This window comes from Rhodococcus sp. FG69, from assembly GCF_057808915.1.
In genome coordinates this window covers 482,543-497,235 of the sequence record NZ_JBMDIX010000001.1, presented here as the reverse complement: position 1 = coordinate 497,235, position 14,693 = coordinate 482,543, and the positions used below count along the sequence as shown (strand labels likewise).

Annotated in this window: 11 protein-coding genes and 1 tRNA gene; 9 read left to right on the top strand and 3 right to left on the bottom strand. The window is 63.2% G+C overall.

From position 1 onward, the window contains the following. Positions 1–32: 32 nt before the first annotated feature. Complete coding sequence (gene dcd, locus ACODSO_RS02310; RefSeq protein ID WP_489034704.1) at positions 33–611, bottom strand: dCTP deaminase; 579 nt, start codon at positions 609–611, stop codon at positions 33–35. 181 nt (positions 612–792) lie between these two features. Here dcd and ACODSO_RS02305 point away from each other — a divergent pair, with 181 nt between their 5' ends. The 7 genes from ACODSO_RS02305 to ACODSO_RS02275 all read left to right on the top strand — a co-directional run bounded on the left by ACODSO_RS02305 (position 793) and on the right by ACODSO_RS02275 (position 9,809). Then, complete coding sequence (locus tag ACODSO_RS02305; RefSeq protein ID WP_489034703.1) at positions 793–1,548, top strand: hypothetical protein; 756 nt, start codon at positions 793–795, stop codon at positions 1,546–1,548. Continuing rightward, positions 1,545–3,653, top strand: coding sequence for an Rv1355c family protein (locus ACODSO_RS02300; protein ID WP_489034701.1), 2,109 nt, complete (start codon positions 1,545–1,547; stop codon positions 3,651–3,653). Before ACODSO_RS02305 ends, ACODSO_RS02300 begins: the two co-directional genes overlap by 4 nt. Before the next feature lie 65 nt (positions 3,654–3,718). Next, on the top strand, positions 3,719–5,572 hold the full coding sequence (locus ACODSO_RS02295; RefSeq protein ID WP_489034699.1) for a putative bifunctional diguanylate cyclase/phosphodiesterase: 1,854 nt from the start codon (positions 3,719–3,721) through the stop codon (positions 5,570–5,572). A gap of 96 nt (positions 5,573–5,668) precedes the next feature. Next, complete coding sequence (locus tag ACODSO_RS02290) at positions 5,669–7,444, top strand: putative bifunctional diguanylate cyclase/phosphodiesterase (RefSeq protein WP_489034698.1); 1,776 nt, start codon at positions 5,669–5,671, stop codon at positions 7,442–7,444. Positions 7,445–7,488: 44 nt separating this feature from the next. Beyond that, positions 7,489–7,559, top strand: a tRNA-Gly gene (locus tag ACODSO_RS02285). Positions 7,560–7,798: 239 nt separating this feature from the next. Further along, a complete protein-coding gene (locus tag ACODSO_RS02280) occupies positions 7,799–8,701 on the top strand; it encodes a glycoside hydrolase family 16 protein (RefSeq protein ID WP_489034697.1) in 903 nt (300 codons plus the stop codon). A gap of 154 nt (positions 8,702–8,855) precedes the next feature. Beyond that, entirely contained in the window at positions 8,856–9,809 is a 954-nt protein-coding gene (locus tag ACODSO_RS02275; protein ID WP_489034695.1) for an esterase/lipase family protein, read from the top strand. Between the two features lie 16 nt (positions 9,810–9,825). On the opposite strand, the gene ACODSO_RS02270 is transcribed toward ACODSO_RS02275, so the two are convergent. Continuing rightward, positions 9,826–10,038 (bottom strand): hypervirulence associated TUDOR domain-containing protein, encoded by a 213-nt coding sequence (locus ACODSO_RS02270; RefSeq protein WP_489034693.1) that lies wholly within the window; start codon positions 10,036–10,038, stop codon positions 9,826–9,828. Next, positions 10,035–11,207 (bottom strand): PucR family transcriptional regulator, encoded by a 1,173-nt coding sequence (locus ACODSO_RS02265; protein WP_489034691.1) that lies wholly within the window; start codon positions 11,205–11,207, stop codon positions 10,035–10,037. The genes ACODSO_RS02270 and ACODSO_RS02265 overlap by 4 nt, the downstream gene beginning before the upstream one ends. A gap of 163 nt (positions 11,208–11,370) precedes the next feature. On the opposite strand from ACODSO_RS02265, the gene ACODSO_RS02260 reads away from it, so the two are divergent. Both ACODSO_RS02260 and ACODSO_RS02255 read left to right on the top strand, forming a co-directional pair. Next, entirely contained in the window at positions 11,371–13,113 is a 1,743-nt protein-coding gene (locus ACODSO_RS02260) for an aldehyde dehydrogenase family protein (protein ID WP_489034689.1), read from the top strand. A 10-nt stretch (positions 13,114–13,123) separates the two neighbouring features. Next, a complete protein-coding gene (locus ACODSO_RS02255; RefSeq protein ID WP_489034688.1) occupies positions 13,124–14,686 on the top strand; it encodes a GMC family oxidoreductase in 1,563 nt (520 codons plus the stop codon). Positions 14,687–14,693: the final 7 nt, after the last annotated feature.

The following is a 14,693-nucleotide window of genomic DNA, read 5'->3' as shown; positions in this document are numbered from 1 at the left end:
GGTAACGGGCCTCAAACCGACCGATAGACCATTCAGTTCACCGGTGACTGGATGAAGTTCAGGTATGCCTTCGACGGCGTAGGCCCACGCTGGCCCTGGTACTTCGAGCCCACCTGTGCACTGCCGTAGGGATGTTCGGACGGGCTCGACAGTTTGAACAAGCACAGCTGTCCGATTTTCATGCCAGGCCACAGCGTGATCGGCAGATTGGCCACGTTGGACAGTTCCAACGTGATGTGACCGCTGAATCCCGGGTCGATGAAGCCTGCCGTCGAGTGCGTCAACAACCCGAGACGACCGAGCGAACTCTTGCCTTCCAACCGTCCTGCCAGGTAGTCGGGCAGCGTGGTCAGCTCGAGCGTGGATCCGAGCACGAACTCCCCCGGGTGCAGAACGAAAGGTTCGCCCGCCGCCGGCTCGACGAGCGACGTCAGCTCGTCTTGCTGCTTGGACGGGTCGATGTGCGTGTAGCGGGTGTTGTTGAACACCCGAAAGAGCTTGTCGAGCCGGACATCGACGCTCGACGGTTGCACCATCGACGCGTCGAAGGGCTCGATGCCCAGGTTGCCGGCGGACACTTCTGCACGGATATCGCGGTCGGAAAGCAGCACTGCGGAAGGTTAGCGCGCCGGAGCCGCCGCCGTTCCCATGGCACCGCGCGTTCTGCCAAAACAGCGAATACATCGGGGAAACAGCCGATTTTTGCGCACCGATTTCCAGTAATGAGCCGTGATAATGATCTTGATCGATGTCCAATGCCCACAAAAAAGGGCGTTAGTAGAAAGATAAACAATGAATTCGACCTTCGAGTTCGATCGGGGAGCCGGCAAACCTCCTCGGCGCCCCCTTCGCATCACCTCGGATTCGAGCTACTTCGACCCGGAACTTCGGTGCACGGTGCTTGCGACGACGCCTGCGCAACGACCGTCACTGTGGCGGGCGTTCGTCGACGGGGCGCTACGCAGCTACTCGCACTTCGGTGTGGAGAAGGCCTTGGAGTACGACCGGATAGTCGACGGCTCGACGACGTCGATGTTTCTGGTTGCGCTCGACGATTCCGGCGAACCGGTCGGCGGTCTACGCGCACAGGGCACCTACTCGAGCCCGCATCAGACGCACGCCGACATCGAATGGTCGACTTCGTGGAGCGGGAGGGCTGCGCTCCGACGGATGGTGTCGGCCCGACTGGCGAACGGTGTTGTCGAGATGAAGACGGTCTGGTCCGCCGTCGACCGCACTCGACACGGCGCACCCGGTTATTTGGGCGCAATCGGTGCGTCTCTCGTGGCCGCAGCATCGGGCTGCCGGCACACACTCGCGACAAGCGCAGAGCACGCTGTGGGTCCCTATCTCGACTCGGGTGCCGTGATGGCGACCCACATCGATGCCGTCGCTTATCCGGACGATCGCTACAGAACCCGCATTCTCTGGTGGGACCAGAACACGGTTCCCCTGTTCGCTACAACCGAGAAGCTCGCCCAGATCACCTTTGCGGTCGAGTCGCTTCGGGGCCGAGAACTCGCATCGACGGAGGCAGAAGCATCGTGACACATCGCAACAAGCTGGACTGGCAGGCAAGAGTGCTCGACGAGAACGACCCCGCAGACCGTGCAGAACTGGATCGGCTTCGAGAAGACCCGGTCATCGAGTTCCTCGACCGACTCGACGAGCAGCGGGACGGGCTGTCTCGCCTGACGCCGCCGCCCCCGGCGGAACTCGTCGACGAGCCGATGCGGTGGATCCACTATCCCTGGCGCCGAACCGTTGTCGCGACGCTGGGGCCACGCAGCTTCCGGCGCCTCCGGCTCGACCGCAACCGAAACAAGATCACCGCCGAAGAACAGGACAAGTTGGCCGAGACGACGATCGGAATCGTCGGACTGAGCGTGGGCCACGCGATCGCCTACGCATTGGCGCTCGACGGTGTCTGCGGCGCACTGCGTCTCGCCGACTTCGACGAGATCGAACTCTCGAACCTCAATCGGATACCGGCCACGCTGCTCGACCTGGGTCTGAGCAAACCCGTCGTCGCGGCCCGCCGGATCGCCGAACTCGACCCCTACCTTCCCGTCACGATCGACGACCGAGGCGTGACTGCGGAATCCGCCGATAGTTTCATCGACGGAGTCGACCTACTCATCGAGGAATGTGATTCGCTCGACGTGAAGATCCTGGTGCGCGAACGCGCCAGAGCACTGGGCGTACCGGTCATCATGGAGACGAGCGATCGTGGTCTGCTCGATGTCGAGAGATTCGATCTCGAACCCGACCGTCCTCTGTTTCACGGCCTACTCGGAGATGTCGAGTCCAGCACTCTCGCGAATCTGTCGACGCACGACAAGGTTCCCTACGTGCTCGCCCTGCTGGGGGCCGAGGACATCTCCGCGCGGATGGCGGCATCGATGATCGAGGTCGATCGCACGACCACGACATGGCCTCAGTTGGGCAGCGAAGTCGGACTCGGTGGGGCGTCTGTCGCAGGCGCAGTACGTAGATTCGGCCTCGGCCAACGTCTCGATTCCGGCCGGGTACGGATTCACATCGACGAGCACCTCGACATGCTGGTCCCACCGCCTTCCCCGGTCGAATCGACGGAACCGAACCGGAGTTCCGACGGACACCCAGAATGCGACAGCCCCCGATCCGCGATCGTGCACGCCGCAACCCGGGCACCGTCCGGCGGGAACGTACAACCGTGGACCATCACCACAACCCCCGGATCGGTCCGTCTTACGATCGATCGCGACCGAACCTCGGGCCTGGACGTCGCTTATCGCGGCAGTCATGTCGCACTCGGCGCAGCCCTGTACAACGCGCGTAGTGCAGCCGCCCATCACGGGGTTCTCGGGGACGTGACCGTCGCACCTCTCGGCGAGTCCGTGGACATCGTCGTCGAACTGGGAGCAGGCACCGATCCGGACCTGGCGAAGACATACGACGCACTACTGTCGAGATCGACGAATCGCACCGTGGGATCCCCACGCGAGATGCGCCCGGAGGTGCTGTCGGATCTCACCGCTGCACCGCTGCCCGAGGGTGTTCGGGTAGCTCTCGTCACCGATCGGCCCTCGATCCAACAGATCGCCGAACTAATCGCCGAATCGGATCGCATCCGCTACCTGACGAAATCGCTTCATACAGAGATGATCTCGGAGCTCAGGTGGCCGGGGCAACCCGATCCCGACACCGGGATCGACGTCCATGCCCTCGCCCTGGATTCGACGGACCTGGTGAAGCTCGACGTCTCCCGCAGGTCCGATGTGATGGAACTGCTCGGGGACTGGGACGCAGGTATCGCGTTGGGGGAAGACAGCTACGACCGCGTGGTGTCCAGTTCGGCTGTCGCCGTTACGATCGTCGACGGCAACGGCGCAACCGACTTCGTGCGAGGCGGCGCCGGAACGCAACGCCTCTGGCTCGCCGCCGAGTCGCACGGGCTGGCAGTGCATCCGTCGTCGCCGGTGTTTCTGTACGCGCAGAGCCCGTCCGAGTTCGAGCAGCTGTCTCCGCACTACGCCGCTGCGCTCGCCGAGCTTCGCCACCGGTTTGCCCGGATAGTCGGAATCGACGTCGACGAATCCATCGCTTTGGTACTACGGCTGTCGCACACAGACGGTGCCGCACTGCGAAGCAGGCGTCGCGCAGAGGGATAGACGGCCTCCGAGCAGGTACAGTCGATTTTCGGGTCAGGTAGGGGGTCGAGTCGATGGGGGAAAACATGCGTCGAACTCGTAGTCTCGATCGTCTGGTCACCGACGTTGCATCGGACCTCATGGGGGTCGATGCAGCGTCGGTGTTGCTCGCATACACCCGTGTACTCCGCTCTCTGGTGGAGTATTTCGGGGTCGATGCCGGCTATCTTCGACATACCGACCACGAGAATCGGTCGACGACGATGGTTGCCGAATGGCCGGCCCGACCGGATGCACCGGACCCCGATCCGCTCGGCGTCATCTACTTCGCGGATGCCGATCCTGTCTTCGCGGCATGCGAGCACCTCGTGCAGCCGAGAGTGTTCAACCCGTCGATGGCGGAGGAGTCGTATCGCCGACGCGTGGAGGCTGCATCCGGGTACTCCGTCACCTCCATGGCGGTGGTTCCGCTCGTCCACGAGCGATCCATCGGTTGGGTCGGATTGATCAAGGGCGGTGACCGTGCCTGGTCCGAGGAGGAGACCAATGCACTGGTGGCGATCGCATCGATGTTCACCCAGGTTCATGCCCGGATTGTCGCCGAGGAACTGCTTTTCGAAGCGGCGCAACACGATGCACTGACCGGTCTTTCCAATCGTCGAGGGGTGACGGAGGACCTGGAACGTCGGCTCGGAGCGGGGTCGGAGGGCAGTCCGGTCGCAGTGTTGTTTCTCGATCTCGACAGATTGAAAGCCCTCAACGATTTCTACGGCCACACCGCCGGCGACGCATATCTCCTTGCGCTCGCCGACACGTTGCGTGAAGTGCTCGACGACGACGCCACGATCGCACGCTGGGGTGGAGACGAATTCGTGATCGTCATGCAGCCTTCTGCAATCGAGGGGAAGTCGACGTCGCCGTACGACGTCGCGCTGCGGATACTCGACGCCGTCGCCACCACCCGCGTCAGCATCGCCGGTGATGCCATCACTCGCACCGCGAGCATCGGCGTGACGACTGCCTATCCGGGAGTGGACAGCGTCGACGAGGTGATTGCCAATGCCGACCAAGCTGCTCTCGTCGCGAAACGAACCGGCGGAAACCATGTGGCGCTGTTCGATTCGGCGATTCGAGCCCACAACGCGTTGCGCAACGACGTCGAACTGCATCTTCTTGCCGCCATACAGGGCGGCGACCTGGTGCTGCACTTTCAACCGGAAGTGAACCTCGAGGACGGCGCGATCACGGCCGTCGAGGCGTTGGTGCGATGGCAGCACCCGACACGGGGCCTGCTGCCACCGGCCGACTTCATCGACATCGCCGAGACCTCCGACCTGGCAACCGCGCTCGGAGCCTGGGTTCTGCACGACGCCATCCGCTGCTACCGCGAGTGGGCCCACCACCTTCCCGAGCTGGATATCATGTTGCGTGTCAACGTTTCCCCGGCGCAGCTCCTGGCAACCGAGTTCGTCGACATCGTCAGCCAGGAACTCGCCAGCGGGCTGGTTCCACACGGCAACCTGTGCTTGGAGATAACCGAGAACGCCGTCGTTCAAGACACCGGCCAGGCAGCAAAGGTTCTGAGCATGCTCCGAGAATTGGGGGTACGCATCGCGATCGACGACTTCGGTACTGGATTCAGCTCATTGGCGCACCTGAAGATGCTTCCGGTCGATGCGCTGAAGATCGATCGCGAATTCGTCCAACACCTCGACTCGAATCCCGGCGACCAAGCCATCGTTCGCGCGATCGCAAGCCTTGCGGACGCGTTCGGACTCGACCTGATCGCCGAGGGACTCGAGACCGAAGCAGCTCAGACCTCATTGTTGGCCGTCGGCTGCACACGGGCTCAAGGCTATCTGTTCTCCAAGCCCGTCCCAGCGGATTCGATGCAGACAATGCTTGCCGGACGAACACTGCCGTCGGCGTCGGCCGAGTAGAGTCTCGATTCGACTCGCGCGACCTTCAGGCAGGAGACCACGCTGAACCAACGCCGAAGGTTGGACACTGTCGTCACGAACGCCGCCACTCTGCTCATGAGTGCCGATGCTTCGAACGCCGCTACGGTGTACGTCGCTGTTCTCCGCGATCTCGTCAACAGCTTCGAACTCGACATCGCGTTTCTGCGCCACAACGACTTCGAGAATCGAACGACGGTACTGATCGCGGAGTGGCCGCCGCGCTCGAACGTGGCAGACCCCGACCCGCTGCACGCCGTCCCGTTCGACGGTGCCGACCCGATATTCGCCGCGGCCGAATCACTCGACAGCATCCTGACGGTGCGCGTCGACGGCGGTGTCGCCGACTATCGCGCCAGAGTGGAGTCGGCGTCAGGTTTCGTGCCGCAGTCGCTGATCGCTGTCCCGTTGATCGCGGACACCATCACCGTCGGAGTACTGGGCTTCGGCAAACTCGCCGGCCGCGACTGGTCCGAAGACGAATTCAACGCCTTGCGCGCAATCGGCGCATTGACGACCCAGGTACACACGCGGGTCGCGGCCGAGGATCGATTTCGGTACTCCGCCACACACGACGAGCAGACCGGACTGCTCAACCGTCGAGCGTTGCTCGACTATCTGCGTGACAGGCTCGTCGATCACACATCCGGACCGGTCGCGATCCTGTTTCTCGACCTCGGACGACTCGAGGCGATGAACGACTTCCTCGGCCACCTGGCAGGCGACGAATTCATCGCCGCTGCCGCACGCGCGCTGACCCGAGACGTGGGGTCGACCACATTGATCGCGCGGCTCGGCGGCGACGAGTTCGTGCTGGTTCTTCACGGCCCGAGCAACGCACACCATGCGCATCTCACCGCACGGACAGCACTCGACTCGATCGCCCTGCTCGACGCGCCCGGACTCGACAGGTCACGGCGAGCCACCGTCGGGATCTCGATCGCCCACCCCGGGCGTGTCTCTGCGGACGACGCGCTCCAACGGGCCGACCAAGCTGCACTGATGGCAAAGGTCAACGGCGACAACGATGTCGTGCAGTTCACCGATTCGGTACAACGGCAGAGCGTACTTCGCAGCGATATCGAAGTTCATCTCCGAACCGCCATCGGAAACGACTCCCTCGTCTTGTACTTCCAGCCTGAGATCGACTTGATCACCAAGCGCATCACAGCCGTCGAAGCCCTGGTGCGGTGGCAGCACCCCCACCGCGGACTGCTTCCACCGGCTGCCTTCATCCCGGTTGCCGAGGCGACCAATCTGGCGAGCGAGCTGGGCAGCTGGGTGTTGGAGCGGTCGCTTCGGACGCTCGGTGAATGGGCCACCTCACTACCTGATCTGGACATTTCCATGCGAGTCAACGTCTCCCCCGCTCAATTGGTCGGAGCCGGTTTCGTCGACGAGGTCGAGACGCTGTTGCGCCGTCACTCGATCGAGGGTTCTTCACTGTGGCTCGAGATCACCGAGGTCGCCGTGGTACGCGATATCGATTACACCCGGCGGACCCTCGCCGGACTCCGGAGACTCGGCGTGCGCATCGCGATCGACGACTTCGGGACCGGGTTCAGCTCACTCTCACATCTGAAAGCACTCCCGGTCGATGCATTGAAGATCGATCGAGCGTTCGTGACCGATCTGGGGTCCGCCGGCGGCGGCGATCTTGCCATCGTCGACTCCGTTATCGGACTGGCTGCATCCTTCGGACTCGACGTGATCGCAGAAGGTGTGGAGACCCTGGACGTCGCAAACACCCTGATCGACCGCGGATGCACCCGCGCCCAGGGTTATCTCATGTCCCGGCCGGTCTCGGCCGTCGATACTCTCGCGCTGCTTCGCGTCGGAACCATCGAGATCTGAGCACCTGCTAGAGTGGTCCGGCGCGGGCCTCCTGGGCCCGCCGCGCCGGTGTAGTTCATTGGTAGAATGCGACCTTCCCAAGGTTGAGAGGCGGGTTCGATTCCCGTCACCGGCTCTCCCTCGGCTCCTTCCCTACCTTCGGCCAAAACAGACCGAAACATGGTCCAGGCTCCGAAAACTGGAGATAGTGACCGTAAATATCTGGGCGTTTCCCAGGACGAGATGAAGAATTATTCGAATTTCCAGTCGAGATCAAAAGCGCCTCTATTTTCGTGCTAGAAACCTCGTTATGAATTTGTTTCCCCCGACAAATTGACATGACAGGAAAAAGCGATGAAATTGATGCCACTTCTGATGGTTCCCCTAATCTGGACTCCGTGGGGCCCACCCGCTTTTCCGCCCCAAGCGCCGACGACGCCGCCTGCCACGACGACGCCTGCACCTACAACGACGACGGCACCTCCCACGACGACGACGCCACCCAGCACGACGACCCAACCGTCGAACCCCGGGCAGGTGACGCTCCTGTGGGAGGACCAGTTCAACTCGAACGGCGCAGTCGATCCCAGCAAGTGGGGGTTCCAAACCGGAAGGTGGGGAGCAAGTTCGGGCGAACAGCAGTACTACACCAACTCGACGAACAACGCGAATGTCGCCGGTGGATCACTCAATATCACCGCCCGCAGGGAGAACCCGCCGGACGGTAAGGCATCGCCCAACAACTTCACCAGCGCTCGGGTGGTCAGCTTCGGAAAGCAATCGATCACCCCGCCGGTACGACTCGAAGCCTCCATAAAGATGCCCCGTGCGGCAGGCCTGCTACCGGCATTCTGGTTGTTGGGCTTGGAACCAGGAAACGAGTACAACTGGCCACGGCAAGGCGAAATAGATGTTATCGAAATACCGGGCACGAACGGTCCGTCCTTCAATATGCACGGCCCGGCCAAGAACAACTCGAGCACGGACATCAAGACCGGCGGAAGTATGAATCCACTCTCGGACGGATTCCACACTTACCGTGTCGATTGGTATCCGGACCGCATCGCTTGGTTCGTCGACGGAGTACAGGGATTCGCGGTGACCAAAGCACAATACGAAGCGATGGGCGGCAACTGGACGCCATTCTCGGGAGCCTGGCCGCATTACGTGCTCTTCAACGTGGCGGTGGGTAACGACTGGGTAGGCAAAGCACCCGCCGCGACGACTTTCCCCCAGACCATGAGTGTCGACTGGGTCAAAGCGAGCCGCATCTCCTAGGACCGACTCGGGCGCCTCCGGTCCTTTCCCGCGCCGAGCTAGTGCGGCCGCTGCGGTCGCCGTAGCTCGGCGTCACGGGACTGTTGTGTGAAATAACAGATGAACCGGTCGTTCACTGTTACATGCCACAGCATTCCGGCATAGAGTTCGTGGCGTGAGCTTCCGAATCCCGGTGACACTGTGTGGAGTGTGCGCACTCCTGGTGTTCGGGGGCGCAGTGGCGACGGCGACGCCCGTGATCCCGGACGTTCCAGGCCCCGCGCAGAACAACCACGCCGATGCCATCCGATACGCGGCGGACAACCCCGCTGCTGTACCACCCGGCATGAACCAAGCCGGGTGCACTCCGTCGCCCGATCACCCCGACCCGGTGATCCTCGTCCACGGCACCGATTCGACGGCCTATTCGGACTGGGCGGGACTGGCACCCGTACTGGCTGCCGCCGGCTACTGCACCTACGCACTGAACTACGGCGAATCACCCGATGGTTCCACGTATGGGTACAGCGACATACGCGACAGCGCAGCCGAGCTCGAGCAGTTCACCGAGGGCGTGTTGGCGTCGACCGGTGCTGCTGCAGTCGATCTGATCGGTTACTCGCAGGGCGCCGCAGTCACCCGCTACTACACCAACCGGCTGGGTGGGGCAGACGCGGTGAACAAGTGGATCGGTATCGCGTCGCCGACGTACGGCGGAACTGCGTACGGCGTATCTCCTGCGCTGCAGGCAGTTCCGAGTGCAACCCGGCTGGTCTCCGCCGAGTTCGGGCCCGCCCTGGTCCAGTTGATGCAGGGATCGGATTTCCTCACCGAATTGAACTCGGGCGGTGACACCGTCCCCGGCGTCGAATACACCAGTATCGCCACCGAGGTCGACGAGGTGATTCAGCCGTACACCAATGCCCTGCTGCGAGATTCAGGAGCACGCAACATCGTGGTGCAGGACCTGTGCCCGGAGACCAAGGTCGCGCACTTCGCGTTCACCTACGATCCGACCACGATCGCACTGGTGCTGGCAGCCCTCGACCCCTCCGCGGCGATCGACCCGCCGTGCGATGCCGTTCCCCTGGGCTCTGGGATCCTCGACGTGGTCATCGCCAGCAACTGATGCGGCTTCGCCCGTTCTAGGACGTGCTGACCTCACTGTCCAGTTTGAGCACTCGCTGCCCATCCGCTTGTTCGATGAGGTACGCGGGCGTCTCCTTGCTTCCGTTGCGCGTGATCTCGCTACCCGAGATCTTCCGGGTCACCTTGTCGGTGTGCACCTCGACGATTTTTCCTTCGCCGGTGCCCTGGCCCCAGTTCCACTGGACCGTCGTGCCTTTTCTGTGTGTCATGTCGTCGGGACTACCCCGCCGGAGCACAATTGATACGCGCACAGGCCTACATACAGTTCGGCCGCATGAACCGGGTTCAGAAAATCCCGACCGGTCAGCTCGCCGATCCGGCGCAACCGATACAGCACGGTGTTGCGGTGATAGTGCAAACCGTGGGCAGCCTCGGTGGTGGACCCTTTGGCCCGGAACCACGCGTCCAGCGTGCTCAGCAGGCTCGCACGTTCATCCTCGGGCAGATCGAGCAGCGCGCCCAGTATCTGCTGCGCCGCGGTTCGACCTGCCTCGGGACGACCGGCGAGTAGGAGCGGCACCGGGACCGCGTCGTACCGCGTCGGCGAGGCGTCGTCGACGGGAGCACACTTCCTGGCGAGACGTGCCTGGTCGACGGCCTTCGGAATTCCTGCCGACGAGAAGAACACAGCGCTGATCCCGACGTTTCCGCCGCCGACGGCAACGCCGTCGAGCACAGTCTCCAGCAGCACGTCGGACTGGGTGAACAGCAGCCCGACCACCCCGTCGACGGCGCTGTCCCACACTGCTTCGACTGCGGGTGTCGTGACATCGGAACATCGAGCATCGGCGGAGACGACAACGAAACAGCCGCGATCGGGGATTCGGAAGGTCCGCAGCGCGTCGGCCACTGATGCCGGGTTCGCGACGTGGTCGGCGAACAGTGCGCGGACCAACCGCGTGCGCTCGTCGGCGTCCTGCTCAGCCCTGGCGTCGACGGTGACACGATAGGCCTCGGCCGCTGCGTCCGAACACACGTCGACCAGCGCCCACACCTGCGCTGCCATGCCGAGCAGCGTTCTCGGCGCATCGGTATCGGATCGCGCCATGAGTTCTTCCCAGATGAGGCGGCCGCCCAAACGGAACGCGTGCAGGAGCGCCGCGAGAGGTACACCCTGCTCTGCTTTCAACCGACCCGCGGCCTTCGCCGACTCCAAGTTCAGAGGACGGACACCGGCCAGGTCCTCGACCATGTCGGTGATGTTGGCCAGACATGCCTCGCGCAGCTGCGTTGGACTGAGAAGGGTCGATTCGGCGTACGCGTTCTCGGCCGCCATGATGCGGCGAACCAACTCATCGGCAAGTTCCGGGGCGACCGCCATCAAGGGTGCGGCAAGCTCGGTGGAGTCGGGAGCGCTGAGAGTGACGGTTTCCGGCATCCGACGACAATAGCGGTACCGATGTAACCGACGCCACATTCGCTTTGTGCGGCGGCACAATCTCACGGTTGCGTTGCACAGCGTCGGCCTATGGCGCAGACCACACGAAAAGACGACAATCACAGGCACGACCGCTGACCCGACCGAGAGAAGAGCGAGCCGAGTGACCGAACTCAACGCGCCCCACCCACCCGTTGCGGACAACTCCGACACCGAGGTCCGCGCTCGCGTCGATACCGCACTCGCCGAGCTTCGAGCAGGTGAGCAGACGTGGGCAGCGCTCTCGCTCTCGCAGCGTCGCCGGCTGATCGAGCGTGTCCGTGACCTCACCGTCCAGCACGCGCAAGAGTGGGTCGCGGCGGCAGCGTCGATCAAAGGCCTGGAGTCCACCTCACCGCTCATCGGCGAAGAATGGATGTCCGGCCCGTACGCGTTCACTGGAGGAACCGCCACGATCGCCCGAACACTGGGCGATCTCGAGCAAGGAAAACGACCGCTCGAGGACGCGACATTCGGAACCGCACCCGGTGGCCGCACCACGGTTCAGGTACTTCCCCACGGTGTATTCGACCAACTACTGCTCAGCGGATTCAGCGCACAGGTGTGGCTGAAGCCGGGAATCGACGCGGCAACCGCACAGCGCACCGCCGGTCTCGCGCAATTGACACCCGACCACACCAACGGCGTCGGCGTCGTTCTCGGCGCGGGAAACATCATGTCGATCGCGCCGCTCGACACCTTGTACGAGTTGATCGCCAACAATCGCGTCGTGGCGCTCAAGCTGAACCCGATCACCGATCCGATGCTGCCGGTGTTCACGAAGATCCTTGCACCGCTGATCGAGGTCGGTGCCGTGCGCATTCTGACCGGCGGCGCCGAAGTCGGTGGCTATCTCGTCGGACACGACCTCGTCGACCACGTTCACATGACCGGAAGCTCGATCACCCACGACGCCATCGTGTTCGGTCCTGGCGAGTCGGGTGCCGCCCGCAAGGCTGCCGGGGACCCGCTTCTGACGAAGCCCATCACCAGCGAACTGGGCGGAGTGTCTCCGACCATCGTCCTTCCCGGCGAGTGGAGTAGCGCCGACATTCGTTTTCAGGCGGAACACGTTGCGACGCAGCGCCTTCACAACGGCGGGTACAACTGCGTCGCCTCACAGGTGATCTTGCTGTCGTCGGGATGGGCACAGCGCGACGAGTTCCTCGCGGCAGTACGCGACGCACTGGCCGCCGCGCCGCAGAGACGCCCCTACTACCCAGGAAGCGACGGGCGCGTCGAATCGGCCGTCGAGAGTTACCCCCATGCCCGACGCCTTCCGGGTGGACGGGTGCTGATCGACGATCTGAACCCGGGAGACGAAGCCACCCTGCTGAACACCGAGTACTTCGCTCCGGTTCTCGGCGTCGTCGAACTTCCTTACGAGGGCGAGCAATTCTTCGCCAAGGCGGTCGAGACCGTCAACGAGAAGTTCGTCGGCACCCTCGGCGTCAACGTCCTCGCGCACCCGAAGACGATCGAGAGCTACGGCCGGCGGTTCGACGAGTTGTTGGCCGAGCTCCGGTACGGCGCGATCGCCGTCAACGCCTGGACCGCCTTGGCATTCCTGTCCGCTGCCGCGACGTGGGGCGCTTTTCCCGGTCATACCCTGGCCGACGTTCAGAGCGGGATCGGCATCGTGCACAACGCGCTGCTCATCGACGGCTCCGAGCGCACGGTGGTGCGCGGCCCGTTCCGACCGTCGCCTCGATCACTGGTCAACAGAGAGTGGGCGATCTCGCCGAAACCGCCGTGGTTCGTCAACAACCGCACAGCGGCGACGACCGGGCGTCTGCTGACTGCATTTGCCGGCAAGCCGTCCTGGGCGAAGTTGCCCGCCATTTTCGCTTCTGCGCTGCGCGGATAGGGGCCTTTCGTTGCCATCGATCGTCGATTACGTCGTAGTCGGAGCAGGGTCGTCGGGAGCGGTGTTGGCCAACCGCCTCAGCGCCGACCCACGCAATTCCGTCGTTCTGCTCGAAGCAGGTCCCCAGGACAAGAACAAGTTCGCGCACATTCCTGCTGCCTTCTCCAAGCTGTACCGAAGCGATGTCGATTGGAACTACGACTCGGAGCCGCAGCCGGAACTGAAGGGACGAAGCATCTTCTGGCCACGCGGCAAGATGCTCGGCGGATCCTCGTCGATGAACGCGATGATGTGGGTACGCGGGTTCGCCGCCGACTACGACGAGTGGGCGACGCTCAGCGACTCGTCGTGGTCGTTCGAGAACATCGTGCCGTACTTCCGCAAGATCGAGAGCATCGAGGGCACGACAGCCCTCGATGCCGGCCGAAGCGGACCCATGATCGTGTCGAATCAGCGCAGCCCCCGGGCGCTCACCACATCGTTTCTCGACGCCGTACGACAGGCCGGCTACCCCGTCGAACCAGCGAACTTGCCTGAGCCCAAGGGCTTTTCGCAGACCATGGTCAACCAGAAGCGTGGCGCGCGCTGGAGTACTGCAGACGCATATCTCGCGCCGATTCGGAAGCGAGCCAATCTCACCGTACTCACCGAGGCTCACGCGTCGAAGATCGTGTTCGAGGGGTCCGCAGCCGTTGGTGTGGAATACATGTCCGACGGTCGGACGCACTCCGTCCGGGCCGCCCGTGAAGTGGTCCTCGCCGGTGGTGCCGTGAACACCCCGCAGCTGCTGATGTTGTCGGGCATCGGCGACAGAGCGCAGCTCGAATCACACGGGATCGCGGTGCGGCATCACGCACCCCAGGTCGGACAGAACCTGACGGATCACCTGGCCGCATTGATCGGATGGAGCGTCGAGAACGATTCACTCTTCTTCGCCGAGAAGATTCCAGAGCTGGTGAACTACCTGGCTCGACGGCGCGGAATGCTGACCTCGAACGTCGCCGAGGCATACGGGTTCATCAAGAGCCGCGAGGATCTGTCGCTTCCCGACGTCGAACTCATCTATGCGCCAGCACCGTTCTTCGACGAAGGCCTCATTGCACCCGACGCCCATGCTGCTGTCATCGGGTCGGTTCTGCTGCGACCCGAAAGCCGCGGCGAGATCACACTTCGATCATCCGATCCGCTCGCGAAGCCGATCATCGACCCCCGTTACCTCAGCGATCCTGACGGTGCGGATCGGCAGGCGATGCTGGAGGGCCTGCGAGTGTGCACCGAGATAGCGTCGCAGCCTGCGCTGAAAAACTTGCTAGGCACCATTGTTCGCCCCAAGGGTGCCGGGGACCTGCTGTCCGAAGCACTCGAGCAGAACGCCCACACGCTCTACCACCCAGTGAGCACCTGCCGAATGGGCAACGACCCATCGAGCGTCGTCAGCCCTGACCTGCGGGTTCGCGGGGTCGACAAGCTGAGGGTCGCGGATGCGTCGATCATGCCCACGATCATCCGTGGGCACACCCACGCTCCGAGCGTCCTGATCGGCGAGAAGGCGGCGGATCTGATTCTCGGCTAGCGACGCA